The sequence below is a fragment of the Sulfitobacter sp. HI0040 genome (genome assembly GCF_001634885.1).
Lineage (GTDB): Bacteria > Pseudomonadota > Alphaproteobacteria > Rhodobacterales > Rhodobacteraceae > Sulfitobacter.
Genome location: NZ_LWEX01000357.1, coordinates 14,888 through 36,837, shown reverse-complemented (window position 1 = coordinate 36,837; position 21,950 = coordinate 14,888). Strand labels below are relative to the sequence as shown.

Annotated in this window: 23 protein-coding genes, 1 tRNA gene and 1 pseudogene; 13 read left to right on the top strand and 12 right to left on the bottom strand. The window is 61.8% G+C overall.

What is annotated here, in order from left to right; genetic code table 11:
* The coding region (gene ggt / locus A3728_RS15525) for a gamma-glutamyltransferase (RefSeq protein WP_443069436.1) at positions 1-1,710 on the bottom strand (1,710 nt) is incomplete at its 3' end.
* 110 nt (positions 1,711-1,820) lie between these two features.
* Positions 1,821-2,807: a 2-hydroxyacid dehydrogenase gene (locus A3728_RS15520; protein ID WP_067925582.1), complete on the bottom strand. Its 987-nt coding sequence runs from the start codon at positions 2,805-2,807 to the stop codon at positions 1,821-1,823.
* A gap of 165 nt (positions 2,808-2,972) precedes the next feature.
* Here A3728_RS15520 and A3728_RS15515 point away from each other — a divergent pair, with 165 nt between their 5' ends.
* Positions 2,973-3,434, top strand: a complete 462-nt coding sequence (locus A3728_RS15515; RefSeq protein ID WP_236627964.1) for an SH3 domain-containing protein — start codon at positions 2,973-2,975, stop codon at positions 3,432-3,434.
* A 99-nt stretch (positions 3,435-3,533) separates the two neighbouring features.
* Here A3728_RS15515 and A3728_RS15510 read toward each other — a convergent pair whose 3' ends face one another.
* Positions 3,534-4,445 carry a haloalkane dehalogenase gene (locus A3728_RS15510; RefSeq protein WP_067925577.1) on the bottom strand — a complete coding sequence of 304 codons (912 nt, stop codon included), beginning with the start codon at positions 4,443-4,445 and terminating at the stop codon, positions 3,534-3,536.
* A gap of 59 nt (positions 4,446-4,504) precedes the next feature.
* Here A3728_RS15510 and A3728_RS15505 point away from each other — a divergent pair, with 59 nt between their 5' ends.
* From A3728_RS15505 to A3728_RS23990, 5 genes are all read left to right on the top strand, one after another.
* On the top strand, positions 4,505-5,497 hold the full coding sequence (locus A3728_RS15505) for an NADPH:quinone reductase (RefSeq protein ID WP_067925574.1): 993 nt from the start codon (positions 4,505-4,507) through the stop codon (positions 5,495-5,497).
* 71 nt (positions 5,498-5,568) lie between these two features.
* A complete protein-coding gene (locus tag A3728_RS15500) occupies positions 5,569-6,909 on the top strand; it encodes a mechanosensitive ion channel domain-containing protein (RefSeq protein ID WP_067925571.1) in 1,341 nt (446 codons plus the stop codon).
* A 61-nt stretch (positions 6,910-6,970) separates the two neighbouring features.
* Positions 6,971-7,045: transfer RNA gene (locus tag A3728_RS15495), tRNA-Gln, on the top strand.
* Positions 7,045-7,425 (top strand): DUF6538 domain-containing protein, encoded by a 381-nt coding sequence (locus A3728_RS23995; RefSeq protein WP_443069050.1) that lies wholly within the window; start codon positions 7,045-7,047, stop codon positions 7,423-7,425. Before A3728_RS15495 ends, A3728_RS23995 begins: the two co-directional genes overlap by 1 nt.
* Entirely contained in the window at positions 7,425-7,715 is a 291-nt protein-coding gene (locus tag A3728_RS23990; RefSeq protein ID WP_067925568.1) for a hypothetical protein, read from the top strand. Before A3728_RS23995 ends, A3728_RS23990 begins: the two co-directional genes overlap by 1 nt.
* Before the next feature lie 91 nt (positions 7,716-7,806).
* Here A3728_RS23990 and A3728_RS15485 read toward each other — a convergent pair whose 3' ends face one another.
* Positions 7,807-8,472, bottom strand: a complete 666-nt coding sequence (locus tag A3728_RS15485) for a GntR family transcriptional regulator (RefSeq protein WP_067925564.1) — start codon at positions 8,470-8,472, stop codon at positions 7,807-7,809.
* A gap of 162 nt (positions 8,473-8,634) precedes the next feature.
* On the opposite strand from A3728_RS15485, the gene dctP reads away from it, so the two are divergent.
* The 6 genes and pseudogenes from dctP to A3728_RS22430 form a co-directional block, all read left to right on the top strand.
* On the top strand, positions 8,635-9,621 hold the full coding sequence (dctP, locus tag A3728_RS15480) for a TRAP transporter substrate-binding protein DctP (protein WP_067925561.1): 987 nt from the start codon (positions 8,635-8,637) through the stop codon (positions 9,619-9,621).
* Positions 9,622-9,693: 72 nt separating this feature from the next.
* Positions 9,694-10,263 carry a TRAP transporter small permease gene (locus A3728_RS15475; RefSeq protein ID WP_067925558.1) on the top strand — a complete coding sequence of 190 codons (570 nt, stop codon included), beginning with the start codon at positions 9,694-9,696 and terminating at the stop codon, positions 10,261-10,263.
* Positions 10,263-11,582 (top strand): TRAP transporter large permease, encoded by a 1,320-nt coding sequence (locus tag A3728_RS15470; RefSeq protein WP_067925555.1) that lies wholly within the window; start codon positions 10,263-10,265, stop codon positions 11,580-11,582. The genes A3728_RS15475 and A3728_RS15470 overlap by 1 nt, the downstream gene beginning before the upstream one ends.
* Before the next feature lie 13 nt (positions 11,583-11,595).
* On the top strand, positions 11,596-12,861 hold the full coding sequence (locus tag A3728_RS15465; RefSeq protein WP_067925593.1) for a malonyl-CoA decarboxylase: 1,266 nt from the start codon (positions 11,596-11,598) through the stop codon (positions 12,859-12,861).
* A gap of 12 nt (positions 12,862-12,873) precedes the next feature.
* A complete protein-coding gene (locus A3728_RS15460) occupies positions 12,874-14,385 on the top strand; it encodes a malonate--CoA ligase (protein ID WP_067925552.1) in 1,512 nt (503 codons plus the stop codon).
* A gap of 96 nt (positions 14,386-14,481) precedes the next feature.
* Positions 14,482-14,675 (top strand): annotated as a pseudogene (locus A3728_RS22430) (transposase); the annotation flags it as partial.
* 736 nt (positions 14,676-15,411) lie between these two features.
* Here the strand turns inward: A3728_RS22430 and A3728_RS15455 are convergent.
* From A3728_RS15455 to A3728_RS15430, 6 genes are read right to left on the bottom strand one after another with little or no spacing between them, the layout of a single operon-like run.
* Entirely contained in the window at positions 15,412-16,758 is a 1,347-nt protein-coding gene (locus tag A3728_RS15455) for a dihydrolipoyl dehydrogenase family protein (protein WP_067925549.1), read from the bottom strand.
* Between the two features lie 37 nt (positions 16,759-16,795).
* Positions 16,796-17,125, bottom strand: coding sequence for a YnfA family protein (locus A3728_RS15450; RefSeq protein WP_067925546.1), 330 nt, complete (start codon positions 17,123-17,125; stop codon positions 16,796-16,798).
* Positions 17,126-17,157: 32 nt separating this feature from the next.
* Entirely contained in the window at positions 17,158-18,570 is a 1,413-nt protein-coding gene (gene merA, locus A3728_RS15445) for a mercury(II) reductase (protein ID WP_067925543.1), read from the bottom strand.
* Positions 18,571-18,582: 12 nt separating this feature from the next.
* Positions 18,583-18,813: a mercury resistance system transport protein MerF gene (gene merF, locus A3728_RS15440; protein ID WP_067925540.1), complete on the bottom strand. Its 231-nt coding sequence runs from the start codon at positions 18,811-18,813 to the stop codon at positions 18,583-18,585.
* The gene (locus tag A3728_RS15435) at positions 18,810-19,106 is read right to left on the bottom strand and encodes a heavy-metal-associated domain-containing protein (RefSeq protein ID WP_067925537.1); all 297 of its coding nucleotides are present in this window, start codon (positions 19,104-19,106) and stop codon (positions 18,810-18,812) included. Before A3728_RS15435 ends, merF begins: the two co-directional genes overlap by 4 nt.
* Before the next feature lie 14 nt (positions 19,107-19,120).
* Positions 19,121-19,516, bottom strand: coding sequence for a mercuric transporter MerT family protein (locus tag A3728_RS15430; RefSeq protein ID WP_067925534.1), 396 nt, complete (start codon positions 19,514-19,516; stop codon positions 19,121-19,123).
* Between the two features lie 74 nt (positions 19,517-19,590).
* On the opposite strand from A3728_RS15430, the gene A3728_RS15425 reads away from it, so the two are divergent.
* Positions 19,591-20,046, top strand: a complete 456-nt coding sequence (locus tag A3728_RS15425; protein ID WP_067925531.1) for a MerR family transcriptional regulator — start codon at positions 19,591-19,593, stop codon at positions 20,044-20,046.
* Between the two features lie 99 nt (positions 20,047-20,145).
* Here the strand turns inward: A3728_RS15425 and A3728_RS15420 are convergent, their stop codons facing one another.
* Both A3728_RS15420 and A3728_RS15415 read right to left on the bottom strand, forming a co-directional pair.
* Positions 20,146-20,805, bottom strand: coding sequence for a Fe2+-dependent dioxygenase (locus A3728_RS15420; RefSeq protein WP_067925528.1), 660 nt, complete (start codon positions 20,803-20,805; stop codon positions 20,146-20,148).
* Between the two features lie 3 nt (positions 20,806-20,808).
* A complete protein-coding gene (locus tag A3728_RS15415; RefSeq protein ID WP_067925525.1) occupies positions 20,809-21,801 on the bottom strand; it encodes a hypothetical protein in 993 nt (330 codons plus the stop codon).
* Positions 21,802-21,950 lie beyond the last annotated feature (149 nt).

The following is a 21,950-nucleotide window of genomic DNA, read 5'->3' as shown; positions in this document are numbered from 1 at the left end:
CCCCGACGTCAGCGCCCTCAGGTTCGTCTCGAACCCCATGGCGGCCAGCGGTTCGGCAAGCTCTGCCGCGGCTGTGCCCTCCTCCAGATCATAGGCGCCGAAGCGGTTGACCGCATGGGGCTGGGCGGAGGCCTCTTGCACGTCGTAGCCCCAGTCGACTACTCCCATGATCGCCTCGGCCACGTAGCCGATGATGCGGCTCCCGCCGGGGCTGCCCAGCGCCAGAACGGGCGCGCCGTCTTTCATCACGATGGTCGGCGCCATGCTGGAACGCGGGCGTTTGCCCGGCTCCACCCGGTTGGCGATGGGGCGGCCATCCTCATGGCTGCGGAATGAGAAATCTGTAAGCTCGTTATTCAGCAGGAACCCCCGCACCATGAGACGCGAGCCAAAGCCGTTCTCGATCGTGGTCGTCATGCTGGCCACGTTGCCCGCCGCATCGACGATGGAGATATGGGAGGTCGACGGCAGTTCGATAGAGGCATCATCGGCCCAGAGCAGGGCATGGTCAAAGGCCGGCTCCCCCGCCTCAACCTCGGCAAGGCTGCCCGATCCTTCCAGCAGTTTCGTACGCGAGGCGAGGTATTCGGCGTCCAACAGCCCGGAGACGGGAACCGGAACGAAATCGCTGTCGGCCAGATAGCGGCCCCGGTCCGCGAAGGCGAGCCGGGAGGCATCCCCGATGAGCCGCCGTACCTGCGGATCCCCGGGTCCGGCGCTCAGGTCATAGGGTTCGAGAAGGCCCAGTATCTGCCCAACCGCCACGGCCCCCGAAGACGGCGGGCCCATGCCGCAGACCTCATGGCCCCGATAGGGTCCGCATACGGCGGCCCGCTCCTTCACCGCGTAAATCGAAAGATCCACCCCCGAAAGCACGCCGGGGTTGGCCGCACCGCGCACTGTCGCCACGATATCCTCGGCGATGGGGCCGGTGTAGAAGGCCGCCGAACCGCCTTCCGCAAGCGCGTCGAGAGTTTCGGCATAAGCCGGGTTCAGCAAGGTCGCCCCCGCCTCGATCGGCAGGCCGCCCGGCAGGAAATATGCCGCCGTAGCGGGCGCGGAAGCCAGACGTTCGGCATCGTCGGCGACCAGCCCGGCAAGGCGCGGCGATACGGCGAAACCGCTCCGTGCCATGCGGGCCGCTGGTGCCAGCAAAGACGCCCAGTCGAGCGTGCCCCAACGCCGGTGCGCTTCCTCCATCAGCGCGGGTGTGCCGGGCGTGCCGACCGACAGGCCCCCGACAACCGCATCGAAGAATTTCAACGGCTCACCCGCATCGTCCTGAAACAGCCGCGGAGTCGCTTCGAGCGGAGCAGTCTCCCGCCCGTCCAGCGTCGTGAGTTCGCCACTGGCCGCATCATACCATACCAGAAAGGCCCCGCCGCCCAGACCCGAAGACTGCGGCTCGACCAGCCCCAACATTGCCTGAACGGCGACCAGCGCGTCGGCCGCGCTGGCCCCACGGGCCAGGACATCCGCACCCACCTCTACGGCATGGGGGTTGGCCGCCGCCACCATCCAGTTACCGGCCACCACCGGCTCCCCCGCCGCCTTCGCGGCCAGGGCGGCACTCGCAGCTGCGTTCAACCCCGCAAAGGCACCCGCGCCCGCGGCTTCCGGCGCAACCGCATCGCTGGCCTGCTGGGCCACAGCGGCGCCGCCGGCCGTGAGCGTCAGCACCAGGGCCATCGTTGTCTTGAATCCGATCATTACGTCATCCCTTCCTCTTGCAGGGGATCCTTCTCATGATCCCAAATACTTCGAGGAGCGCGAGGGGCTGGCCCCTCGCTCCTCCGTCGCGTGGAAGCGGGCGTTCGCGATCAGAGCATCGCGGGCACCACCTGATCCGGCGGGCGATGGCCATCGTCGAAGGTTTTGATGTTAATGATGACCTTTTCGCCCATCTCGATCCGCCCTTCCAGCGTGGCGGACCCCATATGCGGCAGCAACACCACGTTTTCCAGTTTGCGCAGGCGCGGATTGATGTCCGTCCCGTGTTCATAGACATCGAGACCGGCGCCCGCGATTTCCTTTGCCCGGAGCATCCGGGTCAGCGCGTTTTCGTCAATGACCTCGCCGCGCGAAGTGTTCACGATCACGCCGTCGGGCTTCATCAGCTTGAGCCGCCGCGCGTTCATCAGGTGAAAAGTGGATGGCGTGTGCGGACAGTTGATACTGATGACATCCATCCGCGCGACCATCTGGTCGAGGCTTTCCCAATAGGTCGCATCGAGGCCCGATTCGATCTCCGGATGAAGGCGGCGGCGGTTGTGGTAATGGATCTGCATCCCGAAGGCCCGGGCACGCCGCGCCACCGCCTGCCCGATCCGCCCCATGCCGAGAATGCCCAGACGGCGCCCGCCGACCCGTCCGCCCAGAAGCGCCGTGGGGGCCCAGCCCTGCCATTCGCCCGATTGCATGACGGCCATGCCCTCCGACATGCGCCTTGTGACAGCGAGGATCAGCGCCATTGTCATGTCGGCGGTGTCTTCGGTCAGCACGCCGGGCGTGTTGGAGACCAGCACCCCCCGCTGCCGCGCGGTCGCTACATCGATGTGGTCCACGCCCGCGCCGTAATTCGCGATGAGCTTCAGCCGGTCGCCCGCCTGCCCGATCAATGCGCCGTCGATCTCATCCGTCACCGTCGGAACGAGGACGTCCGCGCCCTGAATGGCCTCGGCCAGTTCACTGCGGGACATGGGTGTATCATCCTCCCGCAGGGTCACGTCGAAAAGCTCCGACAGCCGTGTTTCAACCGCATCCGGCAACCGTCGCGTGACTACAACACTCAGCCGCTTCTTGCCCATCACCGCTCTCCCCCTGCTTGGCGTTCAGCCTGTTGCGGTGCATGGTGGGGCAAGCAGCGACGAGGCACAAGAACCCCGCGCGGCAAAATGAGCAATTTGACCCGATCCCGCAGGCATCCCATGTTCCCTTTCCGATTTCACGGCGTGTTTCTCGCGCTGACCCTGATGCTGTCCCCCGCCCTGCCCACCTTTGCGCAACAGGTCGGATCGGTGACCAGCCTGCCACTACCCCGGTTCGTTTCGATGAAGGCGGCGGAAGGTAACGTGAGGCGTGGGCCCTCGCTGTCGCACCGGATCGACTGGGTGTTCAAACGGCGCGACATGCCCCTGCGCATCACCGCCGAACACGGCCACTGGCGCCGGGTCGAGGACCGCGACGGCATGGGGGGCTGGGTGCATTATTCGCTGCTGTCAGGCAACCGGACGGTGCTGGTGGAACAGGACATGCTGGAGCTTCTCGTTCGCCCCGATCCGCGCGCGCAGGTGGCCGCCGCACTGGAATCAGGCGTGGTCGCCAAGTTGGGAAGCTGCACGCTGGAATGGTGCGAACTGCGCTCGGGGGGCTTCAAGGGATGGGCGCCCAAGGCACGGCTCTGGGGTGTGGGGCCGCAGGAACTGCGGGACTGACCAGCGGTCGCCCCGCCATTGGGCGAGGTTCAGGGCCGGGGGCCAGCCCCCGGACCCCCGGAGCATTTGTCAAAGTGTGAAAAGGTCAACTGAGCCGGATCAGGAAAGTTCGCCCTTCGCGAATGCGTCGATTATCCGGGCGAGTTCCGGTCCTGCGTCTTCCTGCAGGAAATGGCCCGCATCGGGGATCAGGCGGTGCGGCTGTCCCGCCGCCCCGGGGATCAGCTTCTGGAACACCCCGTCGACACCGGCCATGATCCTGTCATCCGCGCCGAAGGCGGTCACGACCGGGATCTCCAGCTTGCGCAACTCCTGCCAGGCAGCGCGATTGGCGGCGGCTTCTGGATCGTCCGGGTCGACCGGGACCAGCATCGGAAATGCGCGCGCGCCGGCCTGATAAGAGGGATCCGGATAGGGCGCGTTATACGCCGCCACCTCCGCATCGGAGATCTTGCCGGTGGTGCCTCCGAAGACGATGCGGCCTGCGTCGAAATGTTCGACGTTCTGCGAATAGTCCCGCCAGCCCATGAAGGCTTCGCCCATGGGCTGGTCGCCCGTGGGCAGGGCGGTATTGGCGATCACGACCCGGGCGAACCTTTCGGGCATGGCCGCCAAGAGCCGCAGACCGATCAGCCCGCCCCAGTCCTGACAGAAGAGCGTGATGTCCTTGAGGTCCAGTTGCTCGACCGCTGCCCGCATCCATCCGACATGGCGGGCATAGGTGTAATCCGCGCGTTCCGCCGGTTTGTCCGACCTGCCGAACCCGATGAGATCCGGGGCCACCACCCGGTGCCCTGCCTGTACGAGAGGCGGTATCATGTGGCGATACAGATAGCTCCAGGTCGGCTCGCCGTGCAGCAGCAGTACCGGTGCGGCGTCCGCCGGGCCTTCGTCCAGGTAGTGCATTCGAAGGCTGCCGCCTTCGGTATCGTCGACCTCCAGGTAGCGGGGGGCGAAATCGTAATCTTTCAGACCTTCGAAACGGTCATCGGGGGTGCGCAGATAGTGCATGGGAATCTCCTTTGCCGGAGACTAGGCTGAGCGGAACGGAGATCACAAGGAGCAACCCCATGCGCGCCATCACCTATTCCGCCTTCGGCCCCGCGGAGGACGTTCTGCACATGGACGATATCGAAAATCCCGACCCTAGGGCGGGCGAGGTTCGCGTTCGGCTGATGCGTTCCGGCGTGAACCCTTCGGACGTGAAAGCAAGGGCGGGGACACGCCCCGGAGTGGTGAAGCCCGCCTTTCCCAAGATCGTGCCGCACAGCGACGGCGCAGGCATCATCGAAGCGGTTGGCGCGGGCGTCGATCCGGGCCGGAAGGGCCAGCGGGTCTGGCTCTGGAACGCCCAATGGCAGCGCGCCTTCGGCACGGCCGCGGACTGTATCACCCTGCCCTCCCACCAAGCGGTGCCGCTTCCCGATGGGGTCGATTTCGACACCGGGGCGCAGCTGGGCATCCCCGGGTTGACGGCCTGCCACACCGTCTTCGGCGGGGGTGCCGTGGCCGGTGAAACGGTTCTGATACAGGGGGGCGCCGGAACCGTCGGCCTGCTGGCGGTGCAACTGGCGCGCTGGGGCGGTGCAAAGGTCATCGCGACCTGCAGCGCCAAGGATCGTGACCGGGTCGAGGCGGCAGGCGCGCACCACGTCATCGACTACCGCAGCGCGCATCTCGCCGAGGAGGTGATGGCCGCCAATGGCGACGCCCCGGTCGAGACGATCGTGGAGGTCGAGTTCGGAGAGAATATCGAGGCCGACGCCCAGATCATCGCCCCGAACGGACGTATCGCCGCCTATGGGTCGGCGCGGCAGATGTCCCCGGTGCTGCCCTTCGGCCCCCTGCTGTTCAAAGCCGTCACCATCGACGTCGTCCTGATCTACCTTTTGCAATCCGGCCCGCGCGATCTTGCAATTTCCCGGCTGCACGACGCGTTGGAGGAAGGCGCGCTATCCTGCCCAGTGGAAAAGGTCTTTCCGCTCCGCCAAACTGCCGAGGCGCATCGCGCGGTCGAAGCGGGCGCACGCGACGGCGGCATACTCATCGACTGCGAAAGCTGAGCGGGACCGGCGGGATTGCCGGCGCGCGCCACGCCGCTATCTGAGGTTTTCACCGCCGAAGGGTCCGATCCATGCGCCTGCCCGCTGTCCTGCTCTGCTTCCTGATGCTTCTGCCGTCTGCGGTATCCGCCCAGACGGCACCGGCGAACGACGAGCAGCCGGGCGGCACCATTGCCGTCACTGACGACGGCGCAACGGATGCGGCCATTGCCCGGCGCATCCGCAACATCCTGTCGGAACTGGAGGGCTACGAGAATATCGAGGTCGCCGTATCCTCCGGCATCGTGACCCTGACCGGTACCACACTCGACAGCGCGGCGGCCGCCCGGCTGACCGAACTCGTCGGGCGTGTGGAAGGGACCGTCGCGATCGAGAACGAAGTGTCGGAGACCACCGATGTCGTCGAACGCCTGAACCCGGCGGTGGACCGCTTCCGCGCGCGGGGTGGTCAGGTGCTGGCCTTTCTGCCGCTGGCACTCATCGCGCTTGCGGCCTTCGCCATCATCGTTCTGGCCGGGCTCGCCTTGGCGCGGATGCGCAAGCCGTGGGACAGGATCGCACCCAATGCTTTCATCGCGGATATCTACCGCCAGATCCTGCGGCTTCTTTTCGTGATCGGCGGCCTTGTGGTGGCGCTCGACATTCTTGGTGCAACGGCACTGCTGTCAGGCATCCTCGGGGCGGCCGGGATCGTCGGGCTGGCCATCGGTTTCGCCGTGCGGGACACGGTGGAAAACTTCATCGCCTCGGTCATGCTGTCGATACGCCAGCCCTTCCGGCCCAACGACACGGTGGAGATCGAGGGCGATACCGGCAAGGTGATCCGGCTGACGAGCCGCGCGACCATTCTGCTCAGCTTTGACGGGAACCATATCCGCATCCCCAACGCCACGGTCTTCAAAAGCCGCATCGTGAACTACACGCGGAACGCCGAACGGCGCTTCACCTTCGCGCTGACGGTCGCGCCCGATGCTGATCTGGCCGCGGCGCAAGACCTGTCCCTGCGCACGTTGCAAGGGTTGCGGTTCGTCCTAAAAACGCCGGAAGCCTCCGTCTGGGTGGAATCGGTGGACGACTGCTGGGTCACCCTGAATTACGCCGCCTGGATCGACCAGAACGAGACCTCCTTCGTTCTGGCACGCAGCGAGGCGATCCGCCTGTGCCAAGCCGCACTCGATGCGGCCGATATCGCGGCCCCCTTTCCCACCCGGCGGGTGGTGATCGAACGCAAGGGCGCGCAGACAGATTCGAAGGCGGAAGCCGGTGCGAGGGCAACAAAGGTCACAGAGCCGCCGGGCGAGGTTCAGGATGTCACCGCGACAGCGGAGAAGGAGCTGGCCCGGATCGTCGAACAGGAACGCGCGGAACTGCCCCAGTCCGACCTTCTGAGCCGTGCGGCGCGCGAGGAATGACGGAATTTGCCAAAACGGGTCTTGCACCCCGCCGTTTCAAACTCTAATTACCGGCTCACGTTGGGGTGTAGCCAAGCGGTAAGGCATCGGTTTTTGGTACCGTGTATCGTAGGTTCGAATCCTACCACCCCAGCCATGTTTTCCCATTCAGATCGAAAAGCCCAAGGAAATAGGGTCGACAGTTCCCTGTCGCAAAATGCTGTGTCACACTCCGCTGAGGGTGTGACACAAACTGTAACACAATCCGTGACGCAGGACGTCTCACGGCCCCCATCGCCCCGGCATCGCGAGACAGGCACCATCGGACGCAGGCCTTCTGCCCATCGGCCCGCGGGGCCCTACCTCCAGCGCCGGGGCCGTATCTTCTACTTTCGGAAATGCTTACCCAACGTCATCTCGAAAAATGTCTCCCGCGATTTTTTTTGTATTTCCCTTCGAACCCCTTTTCTGGCCAAGGCGATGAGCCGCGCGGCTCGTCTCCTCGCAACATTGAAACGCGAAGAGAGACCAGAATAATGACCGACCCTATTTTCCAGACCATGTCCCCCGAAGAAGCCACCGCCCTTCTCACCGAAGCCCTGCGGCGCGAACTCGCCTGTATCCTTTTCGAGCAGGATCGCGGCCCCGCCCGGAGTGACGGCGAGATCGACGCCCTCATCGAACTCCTCGAGCAGGAGAAACTCACGCTTAAGCGCCGCGCGCGCCGCGGGGGACTTCACGGGCGTGGTGGTGCCGCTGCGCGGCGCGGCCGAGGCGATTGGAGTAACCTTGCCCGCGACGATCCGCGCTACAGACAACTTTTATAACGGTCTGTAAAACGCGCCGCGGCCAGCCCGCTTAACATTGCAATCTCGCAGTGATCGGCTCACACGTCCGAACTTTCGCGGTCCGGAAGGGTCAGCCATTTGCAGCTATGCTATTGCGGGACAAGGTCGCAAGAAGGTCCGAAAAGCGATCTCCTTGGATCGTAATGTGGTCGCGCATGGCTGCATTGGCCGCCGCCGCATCCCCGCCCCTGATTGCCTCAACAATCGACGCATGCTCGGAGAGGGACCGTTCCATCCTGTTCCGCGCCCTTAGCTGAAGCCGGCGATATGCCTTCAGACGTTTTTGCAGTGTATCAATCTCATCTCGGAGGAAGCAGTTGCCGCTTATGGTGCGGATCAATTCGTGAAAAGTCTCGTTCTCGTAGTAGTAACGGTCGCTATCGCCGCTCTCTGCTGCTTTTGTACAATCTGCGTGACAGGCCAGAAGCATTTCGATGTCGCTTTCCGTCGCCCGTCGGGCCGCGTTGGCGGCACAAAGGGCTTCCAGCTCGGCCATGACTTGAAACATCTCGCTCAGTAGCTGGGGACCAACCTCGGCAACGTATGCCCCCCTTCGAGGGCGTTGCTCAAGGAGCCCGGTAGCAGCGAGCTGGAAGATGGCCTGTCGGACCGGCGTTCTGGAAACCCCGAACTCCTCAGCGAGGGTGACCTCATCGACGCGGGTGCCCGGCAATAACTGGCCAGTAAGAATGCGATCCTCAAGCGCATCGCGGACGGAAACCTTCACCTTTTTCACGGACCCACCTGCCCTCTAACTTAATCTTCAGCGCAATTGTATTACCTATTGACTGAATTGTATACAAGGGTGCTATGGTGAAATACACTGCTGTTATTGATACCCATGCGGCAAACCGGGAGGAGAATCGGTTGCTGCGATATCGTTCGTGGAGGAACAAACATGACATTCCTGAAATCCGGTGTTGCTGCCGTTGCCTTGGTCAGTGCGATTGCATCACCAACCCTCGCCGAGAACCTCAAACTCAGCCACCAGTGGTCCGAAGGCGACGTGCGCCACCAAGTCGCCCAGATGGTTGCCGATGAAGTGGCTGCCGCAAATGTGGATCTGAATATCCAGATCTTCCCGAACCAAACACTCTTCAAAGCGCGCGAGCAATACACGCCGCTTTCACGTGGTCAACTTGACATGACAGTTCTGCCGCTCAGTTACGCGGGTGGGCAGCAACCAGCTTACAACCTGACATTGATGCCAGGTCTGGTGAAAAACCATGAACACGGCGCACGCCTTTCAAATTCTCCTTTTATGGAAGAAATTGAGTCGGTTATGGCCGGAGATGACGTGATCGCCCTGGTGCACGGGTATCTTGCTGGCGGGTTCGGCTCGAACAAGGAGTGTATAACCGGGCCGGAAGACGTTGAGGGCGTCAGCATTCGCGCGGCTGGCAAGTCGTTTGAGCAGATGTTGGCCGGCGCAGGCGCCTCGATTTCATCAATGGCATCATCCGAAATTTACACGGCTCTGCAAACTGGTGTTCTTGATGCTGCAAATACATCTTCCGAAAGCTTTGTTAGCTACCGCCTCTATGAGCAGCTCAAATGCTACACTCCGGCAGGTGAATACGCCCTCTGGTTCATGTATCAACCCATGTTGATGAACAAGACCACATTCGAAAGCCTGACCGAAGAACAGCAGGCCGCGCTGCGCGCCGCGGGAGAGAAGGCCCAGGCTTTTTATCTGGAGGAGGCAAAAAAAGGTGATGAAGCTGCCGCAAAAGCATTCGCAGATGCCGGCGTAGAACTGGCAGAAATGTCGGAAGAAGACTTCAACGCATGGCGCGAACTGGCAAAGACAACTTCTTATCCGGCCTTTGTTGAGGAGTTGCCGGACGGCCAGAAGCTACTTGATATGGCGCTTGCCGTCGAGTGACGACAAGAATGGGGGCGCAGGTTCTCCAGCCCCCCATTTGCACTTGCCTTATAGATTCAGGGAGGGTTCCCGGTGACCCAATTTGCACGTCCCGTAGGGCGTATACCAATCGCAGTTCAGGTGATTGGTTGGATCTCGACTGTTTGCGGCATCATCGCTTCGTTCATGATCCTCGCCTCAGTTCTCATAACCTGTCAGATGATCTTTATCCGTACAGTCTTGAACCAATCGACGATCTGGCAGACCGAAGTCGTCATCTACCTGATGATTGCCGCCACGCTGATCGGGTTGCCCTACGTGCAAAAACTCCGCGGCCACGTGGGTGTGGATCTTTTACCGACAATGCTGCCGTCCAGGATGCGTCGTGGTCTTTCTGCAGCGACCCTGGCGGTGACCGGAACGATGATTGCGCTCATGCTCTTCTATGGTTGGGAGATGTGGCATCTGGCATGGGCCCGCAACTGGAAGTCCGAAACTGTAATGGCGATCCCACTTGCGATCCCCTATCTGGCGATCCCGTTGGGCTTTGCCCTGTTCTTGCTGCAATTGCTTGGCGATCTCTGGATGGTTTTGTCCGGTGCTCCCATTGATGAAAAAGGCATGGCCGCCACGTCATCCACCAATTCGCTCGAGGATCTCTGATGGACCCTTTGATACTTGGCGCCCTTGTCGCCATCGCAACTGTCATTGTCCTGTTTTCGGGTGTCCCAGTCGGCGCAGGCTTGTTGATCGTCGCCACCTTTTTTCTCTACGTCTTTGACGGTCCTCGCAGTCTGCAAGCGCTGCCTGAGCTGTTCTACGGGGATCTGAACTCCTTTGCATTGTTGTCGATCCCTATGTTCATCATCATGGGGGCGGCAATTTCATCCACTCGCGCGGGGCCCGACCTTTACGAAGCACTGGAACGTTGGCTTACAAAAGTACCTGGTGGCTTAGTTGTCTCTAACCTCGGAGCTTGTGCCTTGTTTGCGGCTATGTCTGGTTCCTCTCCCGCCACATGTGCAGCCATCGGCAAAATGGGTATCCCCGAAATGCGCAAACGCGGTTACCCCGATGAAGTCGCGGCGGGATCGATCGCTGCGGGGGGCACATTGGGCATCCTGATTCCACCCTCGGTCACGATGATTGTTTATGGAATTGCCACTGAGACCAGTATTGGCCGGTTGTTCCTCGCAGGCGTGATGCCGGGAGTCTTGCTGGTCGCCCTTTTCATCGTATGGGCTATCTATGACACTTGGCGTCGCGGGGCCGCCGGTGTTGCTCTCTCGGGCATCAGCTATACTTGGGCACAGCGCCTCGAAATCTTGCCCCGCGTTATACCGTTCATTCTGATCATCGCCGGCGTTCTCTATGCGCTCTACGGCGGCGTTGCTACACCCTCGGAAACCGCTGCCGTCGGCGCGCTGCTTTGTATCGTGGTCGCTGTCGTTGTCTACCGGATGTACCAACCCACGGCGCTCTGGGCGGTTTTGCGAGATTCAACACGTGAGTCGGTAATGATCCTGTTCATCATCGGCGCGGCGGGGGTGTTTTCATTCATGCTCTCCTCGCTCTTCGTGACACAATCGGTAGCGGAGTGGATCGCAAACCTTGATGTAAATCGATGGGTGTTGATGGGGATCATCAACGTCTTCCTTCTGGTTGCCGGCTTTTTCCTGCCGCCTGTGGCAGTGATCTTGATGTCGGCCCCGATCTTGCTTCCGATCATCATTACAGCCGGGTTCGACCCCTACTGGTTTGCGGTCATTGTCACGATCAACATGGAAATCGGGCTGATCACGCCCCCCGTGGGGCTGAACCTCTATGTGATCAATGGCATCGCGCCAGACATCTCGCTGAGGAAAATCCTTTTGGGCTCCATGCCGTTTGTTGGCTGTATGATTTTGGCCATCGTTATTCTGTCGGCTTTCCCTGGAATCGTTACTTGGCTGCCCGACGTGGTCATGGGCCCGGAGCTTTAGATTGGATAGGGCGATGAACCGAGCCAGCAATATTCTGAACGACTTGATAGGGCGGGTCGCGGACGCAGGACGTGGGTTGATGAAGTCAGCCGCACAGGACGATATCTTTGACATCTGCGAAGCGCTGCTCAGCGGAAAGGGTGAGGCCACAGGCTTGGCGCAGGCTCGGGTTATTTTCGATCGCTATGCCAGGCTTACTCCTGAGAAAAAGCACCACTTCTTCAGCACTTTGCGCGACCAATTTGGTGTTGATCGCGCAAAGTTTGAGGCGGCTTATGCGCGCGATGCAAAATCCTTGCGGAAACTTCACGCGGCCTCTGAACCCCTCTCGCAGGAACTTATACGGCGCCTCAACCGGGCCCCGGGAGGGACATTAAGACTTGTTTCGATGCGGCAAGATCTCTTGTCCTGCATGGAGAAGGATCCCGAGTTGAAACCGCTGGACGACGACTTCAGGCATCTGTTCAGTTCATGGTTCAACCGGGGTTTTCTCGAACTGCGCAGCATTGACTGGAATACACCGGCATCGATCCTCGAAAAGATCATCAGATATGAAGCGGTGCATGAGATCAGGGGCTGGAGCGATCTGCGCCGCCGCGTGGCTGCCCCGGACAGAAGACTATATGCGTTTTTCCATCCAGCTCTCCTTGATGATCCATTGATCTTCGTCGAGGTCGCATTGACCTCGTCCATCCCCGGCAACATTGATGACATCCTTGCCTCCGAACGGTACATGCTGACACCGGATCAGGCGTCCACCGCCGTATTCTACTCGATTTCGAACTGCCAAGACGGGCTACGCGGCATATCATTCGGCAATTTCCTGATTAAACAGGTGGTCGAGGAACTGCAGCGAGATTTCGGAAAGTTGACCACTTTTGTGACCCTGTCCCCGGTCCCCGGATTGCGCAGCTGGGCGCTGGCACAGCAGGAAGCGAAGGCCCTGCCCGAGCGGCTCGATAAGGTCGTGCAGCAAGCTGAAGCCGGTGCAAATCCCGCGGAATTGTCTGAGCTTACAGCACGCTACATGCTCGTCTCACGATCCCCGCGCGGGGGCGCTACCGACCCCGTCGCACGGTTCCATTTAGGCAATGGAGCGCGGCTGGAACAAATTCATCCCAGCGCCGACACGAGTGAGCGCGGACAAAAGGCATCATGGGGCGTGATGGTTAACTACCTCTACGATCTTGCAACGATCGAACACAACCATGAAGCCTATTCGACTGCAGACGAAATTATCGCGTCTCCCGTTGTGCGACGGCTGGCGAAGACCCGCTGAAAAGGACAAAAAATGTACGATGGGAACCACCTTGCCCGCACGCTGCGCGCCGCCTCTTCCGGCCGCGAGTCTGCGACATTCTCGACTGATCCCGCTACTGGCCAGACCACCAGCTCCGGTGCCCTTTGGGAGAGAGCGGAGCGCGTTGCCTCGGCCCTCGTGAGCTTGGGCGTGGAACCCGGGGACCGAGTTGCGGTGCAAGCGGAGAAATCACTTGGAGTCCTGGAACTCTACCTCGGTACAATATTGGCGGGCGCTATTCACCTGCCTCTTAACACCGCCTACACGGCAGCGGAGATCGGGTACTTTCTGAGCGATGCCAGCCCAAGACTGTTCGTCTGCGACCCGTCCCGTCAAAATGAGTTTGCCGACGTCATCAGCGGCGCCGAAATTAAATCCGTACTAACCCTCGATGCCGACGGGAATGGGTCTCTGACCGAGAAAGTAGAGAGCGCGGCACCGTTCCAAGAGCCGGCCCCCAGAGGGGCAGATGATCTTGCCGCGATTCTTTACACCTCGGGCACCACGGGGCGCTCCAAAGGGGCCATGCTCACACATGGCAATCTCGCTTCCAATGCGGAGACCCTGCGGGATCTGTGGCAATTTACCAAAGAGGATGTGCTGATCCACGCCCTACCGCTCTTTCACACGCACGGGCTCTTCGTGGCGATCAACATCACGCTTGTCGCCGGGGGCGCGATCCTACTGCACCGCGCCTTCGACCCCGATGCGATACTCGCCGATTTCAATCGCGCAACCAGTTTGATGGGCGTCCCGACATTCTATACCCGCCTTTTGGCCCACCCTGACTTGACCCAGGACTCCATAGCATCGATGCGCCTGTTCGTGTCCGGCTCAGCACCTATGCTTGCGGACACACACCGCGAGTGGCAGGCGCGCACCGGACAAACTGTGCTCGAGCGCTACGGAATGACAGAAACCTGTATGAATACCTCCAACCCATACGAGGGTGTCAGGAAGCCAGGTACAGTTGGCCTGCCTCTAAAAGGCGTTGAATTGCGCATTACCACAGCGAAAGGAAAGGTACTGCCAAGGGGCGAAATTGGCGGCATTGAGGTGCGGGGTCCGAACCTGTTCAAAGGCTATTGGAACATGCCAAAAAAAACCGCTGAGGAAATGCGGCCCGACGGGTGGTTCATCACCGGCGATCTCGGCCACATTGATGACGATGGCTATGTGACTATCGTCGGCAGGTCAAAGGATCTGATTATTTCTGGTGGGTACAACATCTACCCCAAAGAAATCGAGGCAACTATCGACCAGATTGAGGGCATTGTGGAAAGCGCAGCCTTCGGCGTTCCGCACGCAGATTTCGGCGAAAGCGTCGCAGTCGCCATCGTGCGGGAAGCAGGCGGGACAATTTCGGCAGATGACATCATGGCAAAGATATCAGGAGAACTTGCGCGGTTCAAACTCCCGCGGAAGATTTTCTTCGTTGACGCATTGCCGAGAAATACGATGGGTAAGGTACAGAAAAATCTTCTTCGCAGCGGTAAAATTTAGGGGGTGTCCGCAGACTGATCTGATCCCCGCAAACTGGACCGCTTGAGGTTGCAGTTTTCCGCTACGATTTCCCGGGTGGGAGAGGAGCGAAACCACATGAAGGCACCGAAGTTTTCGGACGCGCAGAAAGCGTTCATTCTCAAGCAGGGCGAAGAAGGCACGCCGGTTGCAGATATCTGCCGAAGGCCGCGATCAGCCAGGCGACCTACCTTAACTGGAAAAAGAAGTAGGCGGGCCTATTGCCGACGGAAACGAAGCGGCTGAAGCAGCTCGAGGACGAGAACAGGCGCCAGAACAACCCTTCCGCTACGACCTACTTCTGCCTGCGACCCGCCAGCCGTCGCGCGTGGCGGGGCAGTTCTTTTTTGGAGTTGGTGGAGGCCCGTTTCGAGGCGCCTGATCGCGCTCGATTTTAGTCACTCGAAAATGATAGGCTGTTCGGGCTTACCGGGAGCAAAAGCTCATAGACTCAAGCGCCGCACTGCGGCAGCGCAGGGTGTGACGAAAGCCCGCTCTGGGCCGCAAAGGCCGCTCGCCTGGGTCGCCTCCTGACAATACCCCTGCGTGGCTGTCAGAAACTTCGAGCTACCATTCTAAGTAGTCATCTTGGGTGGTTTCGTGATCTGCCAGCGGATGCTGCGACCCGCCTGACCCGGTCGAGGCGCCGTTGCCCCCGGGTGATCCGTGCCGAATCGGTGAGTACTCGCGCGGCGGCTCCGTGACGCTTCGGCAGCCTCTATGCGCCATTCTCACGGACACTCTGGCGCCGCACCGGCTATGACGCCCCTCCATTCCTGCTGCTCAAGGTGCTTGGCGCCGATCCATCTGCTTAATGAGAGGCAGGATGTTGCGAGACCACCATCCCAGCCGCGCTGCAACACTTGGTGAGGCACAATTGCTATTTCCGAATGAAACCTCTTAACACCATATCCCAATATTCACCATATTATAAATACTAATCAATTAGTTAACATAGAATCCTACCGCCCCAACTACCCATCTTCGCGCGACCTTGGTTCATGACGCTCAGAACATCGAGCCGATGTCGGAAGCCCCCGTCGGATAGGCGGCAGGCATGGATTTAACCTGCGACGCCGTTAGCCCCAGCTTGATCGCCAGCGAAAAGACATTGATCAACTCGGCGTAGTCCGGGCCGAACATATGGGCGCCGAGGATCTTGCCCTGCTTGTCGGTGATGATCTTCGTGCCAGCATGGCTTTCACCCAGCCGCATCTGCGAAAACCAGCCGGAGGTGTCATTGAAGCTCACATCAACCTCGCCCCTCTCGCGTGCCTCCTCTTCCAGCAGGCCGACACGGGCGAGTTCGGGAATGGTGAAGACCACGCTGGGCACGCCGGTATAGTCGGGCTCAGTCCGCTTGTCATTGAGCATGTTCGATGCGGCGATCTTGCCTTCGAAGACGGCGACCGGGGTCAGGGGTTTTCCAGGCGAGGCGGCGGCGTCGCCAGCGGCGTAGATGCGCGGGTTCGATGTTGATTGCAGCCAAGGGGTGACCTTCACGCCGCCGTTCTCGGTCTCGATGCCCGCGACGGCAAGGTCGAGATGGTCCGTGGCGGGCACACGGCCCGCGCCATGGACGACGAGGTCGGCTTCGATGGTATGGCTTTCGCTAGCCTTGCGATAGGCGACGCGGTGCGCGCCATCGGCATCCTCGATACGCTTGGGCGCTGCCTCGGTCACGATCTCGATCCCTGCCGCACGGCTGCGGTCCATCACCATCTCGACGAGATCGGGGTCGAACTTCTTCAACTGCCTTGCGCCATGATCGAGGATCGTGACCTCTGCCCCCGCCCGCGCCGCGATATGCGCGAACTCGAAAGAGACATAGCCGCCCCCGACGAAGACGATCCGGCGGGGCAGTTCGGGGAGATTCAGGAACTCAGTACTGTCGATCAGCTTTGCGGCACCGGGAAAGTCCAGCGGTCGCGGCGTGGCACCCGTGGCGATCAGGGCGTGACGAAAGGCAATCTCGCCATGGCCCTCGACCTCTATCCGGTCCTCCGCGATGAACTGCGCGCGGCCATGAAGGGTCTGCACGCCTGCCTCCTTCAGCCCGGTTTCCATATTTTCCGGTACCGGATCGGTGAAGCTCTCCTTGTGCTTCATCAGCGCTGGCCAGTCGATCCGCGTCCCCCCCGCGACGCCCTTGCCATTAAGCCGACGCGCGGCCTCCACCGCTTCCGCGCCGGCGCGCAGCATCTTTTTGGGGTCGCATCCCCTGAGCGCGCAGGTGCCCCCATAGGGCAGCTCGTCCACGATGGCTGTGGACCAGCCGGCCTTGCTGCATTTCTTTGCCGCGTTGATGCCGGCCATGCCGGCGCCGATGACGATCAGGTCAAGTGTATCGGTCATGAAGATTCCTCTTTCCTTTCTATCAATCTCTTTGATTTCAGACCGGGGGACGCGGGCCTGCGATAATGACGGCGGTGCCCAGCAGACAAAGGCTCACGCCGATCATGTCCCACCGATCCGGCCGCATCCCTTCGACCGCCCAAAGCCAGACCAACGACGCCGAGATATAGATGCCACCATAGGCTGCGTAGGCACGCCCGGCGGCGGCGACATCGGCCAGCGTGAGCAGGTAGGCAAACAGCGCCAGCGAGGCCATCCCCGGGACGATCCACCAGATCGTCTTGTCGAGCCGGAGCCACGCCCAGAAGGCGAAGCATCCGGCGATTTCGGCGAGGGCAGCACCGATATAGGCGGCAAGGGTCGGCATGGGTCGCTCCGTGTTGACGAATGATCGAACCGCTACCCGGCACAGCAGCTGAGCGCGGCCACGTCCTTTTCGAACGTCTGCGCCGCCAGCTTCAACCCCTCGACGGTGGTGAGGTAGGGCATGATCGTGTCGCCCAGATCCTCATAGGTCATGCCAGCCGTCAACGCCATCGCCGCCGTCTGTATGCTGTCCGCGCCCTCGGGGGCGAGGATTTGCGCACCCAAGAGCCGCTTGCTGCCCGCCTCCGCTACCAGCTTGATCAGCCCTCGCGTGTCCCGGGCGGCAAGCGCGCGGGGCACGGCGGTAAGCGGCAGGACCGAGGTGACGACCTCGTGCCCCGCTGCCCGGGCCTGTGCCTCGCTCAGCCCCACGCCCGCCACCTGCGGATCGGAAAAAACCACCCATGGCATTGTGCGGTTGTCGTAGCGGCGTTGCTCCCCCGCTACCGCGTTCCGGGCGGCGAGCTTGGCGCCGAAGGCGGCCATATAAACGAACTGGTCGCGCCCGGTGACGTCACCTGCCGCCCAGATGTTGGAGTTGGTGGTGCGCATCCGGTCGTCGACGATGATACCGCCTCTGGCATCCGTTTCGATCCCGGCGGCGCCGAGGTTCAGCCCATCGCTGTTCGGCACCCGCCCGGTCGCAAGCAACATCCGCTCGGCTTCATAGGCTACGTTATCTGTGCTCGTCAGACGTACGGTATCGCCATCCCTCGCCATGCTCTCATAGCCAGAGACACGCGCCAGCTGAATACCCTCGTCGGAGAGGTAACGCTCCAGCGCTTCGGAAATCTCCGGCTCGGCCCCGGGCAAGACGCCACGGCGGCTCACCAGCGTCACCGCAACACCGGCCCGGGCGAAAAGCTGCGCCAGTTCAACGCCGATATAGCCCCCGCCCAGAACCAGCAGGGAGGCGGGCAGTTCAGACAACTCCAGCGCCGACGTGCTGTCGAGTGCATCGATCCCTTCGACACCGGGGATCGCCGGCACATGCGGGCGCGAACCGGTGGCGATGACGATCTTCGTCGCCGGAAAGACCGCGCCATTCACGGTCAGGCGGCCCTCATCGTCGAAGCTTGCGCGCCCCTCGATGTACTCGACGTTTTCGTGCCGAGGCAGCACATCGGCGTATTTCGCCGCGCGCAGCTCCTCCACCAACGCCTGTTTCTGCGCCACGGTCGCAGGCCAGTCGGTGACCCGGGCGCTCGCCTCGATACCGTCGAAGCGAGCGGCGGCGCGCGCGTGATGAAGGCTTTCCACCGCGCGGATCAACGCCTTGGAAGGCACGCAGCCGACGTTGACACAGGTGCCTCCGATGGTGCCCTCGCCGATCAGGGCCACCCGCGCCCCGGCGTCCGCGGCAGTGATGGCGGCGGAGAACCCGGCAGAGCCGGCACCGATCACGGCGAGGTCGTAGGCACCTTTGGGGATGCAACAATCAGTCATATCAATCTCTCTTCAGGTCGTACGTTGGCGCCGCCAGAGCGCATAGAGGGTGATGCCGATGAACACCGCCAATGCCGGAAACAGGACAAGGTCGATCCACCCCAGCACTGCCGAGAGCCCCACCACGCCGAACAGGATCACCAGCACGGGGGTGAAGCAGCACAGCGCCACGATGACAGTGCCCACCAGCCCGTATTTCAGCAGGCGGTCGTTCTTGTCAGGGGTTGGTTCAGGCTCGCTCACGAGCCGCTCCCTGAGACGAGCGTCGCGCCGTAGCCGACCCCGGTGATGGCGGCGATCAGGGCGTCGGGTCCGGTGACGTCGTCATCGTAACGCAGGACATAGATGCCATCCTCCGCCTCACCTTCGGTGAATTCCGTGATTTCCACCGTCTCGACCGTCTTGAGCGCGGTGGCGACGATATAGCTGCATGACGGACAGGTCAGCCCGGTAACATGCAGGCTTGTTTCGGCCTCGGCGGCCAGCGCCGTGGCGGGGGGCAGCAGCAGTGCTGCGGAAAGGAAAAGCTGTTTCATGGAGGATCTCCGTTTCAGAAAGTCAGGATGTGCGGCGCGACATAGGGAAAGGCCAGCGCCAGCAGGACCATCGCCAGCGCAGACCAGAGCAGCGCCCGCATCACGCCGCGATCCAAGGGGCGCGCACAGGCGCCGCTGGCGCAGTCCTCGGCAGGTACCGGGCGATAGGCCTTCCAGAAGCCATAGCCGAGTGCCCCCGCCGCCAGCGAAAATGTCACCCACTTGTAGGCGTAGAGCGCGGTGAGCTGGCCGATGAAGACGCCGGTGACGCCAAGGCTCACCAGCACCAGCGGCAGGATGCAGCAGGAGGTCATCGCCAGCGCGCCAAGCACCCCGGCCCCCGTCGCGGCCCAGCCGCTCTTGTCGGGTCTTTCCCCTGTCCGCTCTTCGGTATCTGCTGTCGCTGTCATCGTCTTGCCCCGGTTGTGCTTCGATGACAGGCAAGATAGGGTCTGTACCAACTACAGGATCAAGGAGAAATTTCATGCCCGGTGATCACGCTGCCGTGACTGCGCTCAAACGCTCCGATCTTGCCCGATTGACCGGCTGCAATCTTGAAACCATCCGCTATTACGAAAGCGTCGGCCTGATGCCGGACCCGCCGCGCACAGCGTCCGGCCACCGGCGATACGGTCCGGCGCATGTGGAGCGGTTGAACTTCGTGATGCGCGCCCGCGATCTCGGCTTTACCATGGAAGAAATCCGCGGGCTGCTATCTATGGTCGACCGCGGCAGCCACACCTGTGCCGAAGTGGAACGAAGAGGGCGCCATCATCTCGATGTAGTCCGCGCCAAGATCCGCGATCTCCAACAGATCGAGACCGTTCTTGCCGGAACCATCGCACGCTGCACCGGGTCGGACACGCCCGACTGTCCGCTGCTTGAGGTTCTCAGTGAGGGGCACAGGGACCCAATGGCGGGGGAGATCACGGCCAAATAGCCTCGCTGTTGAATGTTAGGCGACACCCCTGCCCGGGCCCGCTATGAAGACCGCACCACCCCGCAATGCATCACACGCGGCCCAGCGCGGCCCCTCCCCTCAATCGTCGCCCCACATCCGATAAAGATTGCTCTTGGCCTTGAAGAGCCGGTCGAAGGCGGGCGTCTTGCCCTGCGTGGCGAAGATCTCGCTCGCCGCGACATCGAGATCATAGAGCACTTCGCGCCGCGCGGGATCGCGCACGCGGCTGGTCACCCAGCCCACGAAGGCCATGCGCTCGCCCCGGGTCACAGGCTCCACCCGGTGCAGGGCGCTGGTGGAGTAGAGCACGGCATCGCCCGCCGCCAGCCGGATCACACGCTCCTCTATCCCGTCATCGATCACGAGACCGCCGCCGTCATAGTCTTCGGGGTCCGAAAGGGGCAGCGTGAAGGACAGGTCTGTCCGGTTGCCGTTCATGTAGGGATCGTCGACATGCAGCCCGTATTCCATGCCCGACCGATAGCGTGACAGCAGCATGCGCGCGAACTTGCTGGGCCGGGCGGCGGCGCGAAAGACCTCATTGTCGCGCAGGGCGGTGCGGACCTTTTCGAACTGGGCTTCGAGCGCCTTCGAAGGTTTCGCCTGAAGGTTCTGTTTGACGTCCTTGGCGTAGCGCCCGGCGGTCGTCTTGCCATCGACGAATTCCAGCCTCTCGGTGGCGGCCCTCAGGGCCGCCACCTCTTGACTGTCAAGCACATTGGCTATGACAATGATCATGGATCAGTCGAGCTCCAGCGCTTCGAGTTCGATCTGTGCGGCGGCTCCGTAAAGCAGGCTCGGGTCGAGCGTCATTTCGCCCTCACCCTGAATATCGCCGAAGGCCGCATCGGTCTGTTCGAGATATTCAAGCGCTTCTTCCGCCACATGCCGCGCACCCTCGTCGCCGGATTCAGCGATGCCGCGAAGTTCTGCTTCGACGACCCGCAGGAAGCCCCAGCTGTCCTGATACTCATGCAGGTTGGTGACCGTGCCGCCCTCGACCGCGACGGCGTATTCGGCACCGGCAACGCGCACCAGCTCGGCAAGACCCAGCACCTGATCCTTGACCGAAATGCCTTCACGGACTTCCTCCATCGTCGCGCGCACGACTTCGAACGCCTCGGCGACTTCGGCAACTGGCGCTTCGGCTTCCGTCGCGGACGCTACCGCCTTGATCTGGTCGCGCAGCCGTTCGAAACCGCGTTCGGCGAGCGGTTCGGCAACGGCACCATATTTTTCCTCGATCGGGTGGCCCATGTGAGTCTTGGCCGCAGCAAGGTCGCCCGCCTCATAAAGCGTCATTCCGGCGTGGAGGTGCCCTTCCATGAAGCTCAGGTCGCGTTGCAGGGCGTGATCCGAGTCGCCGGAACCGGCCCCTTCGCCTTCGCCCCTGGCAGCACCTTCGCCCTCACCTTCGGCCTGGGTGCTGCCTTCACCTTCGCCCTCAGCGTGGGCGTTCCCTTCACCCTCGGCGGCGGCGCTGCCTTCGCCCTCGCCCTCAGCGTGGGTGCTGCCCTCACCTTCCTTCTTGATCTGGCCGGTAGTCCCCTCGCCTTCACCTTCGACGGATGCCGCCGCATTCACGGGCGCGGGGGCAAAGGACGGTGCCTGTTGCTGCCACAGATCGCTCCCTGCGACACCAGAGGTTGCCGTCAGACCCACGGCGGCCGTGGTTGCCGTCAGCGACAGCATGCGCCGTACACTCACCGTACGCGGTTTTTTCTCACTCGACATTTGCGTGGCTCCTTTAACCTACAAAAACACTCAGGAATCAGCATACTCTCAGTCCGGATGCAATAGCCAAGCTGAGCGGCCCGGTAACATCTGCTTGCGCGTCCGGCTTGACGCGGGCGCGACGCGGCCCCGGCGGAGTTCCGCCTCAA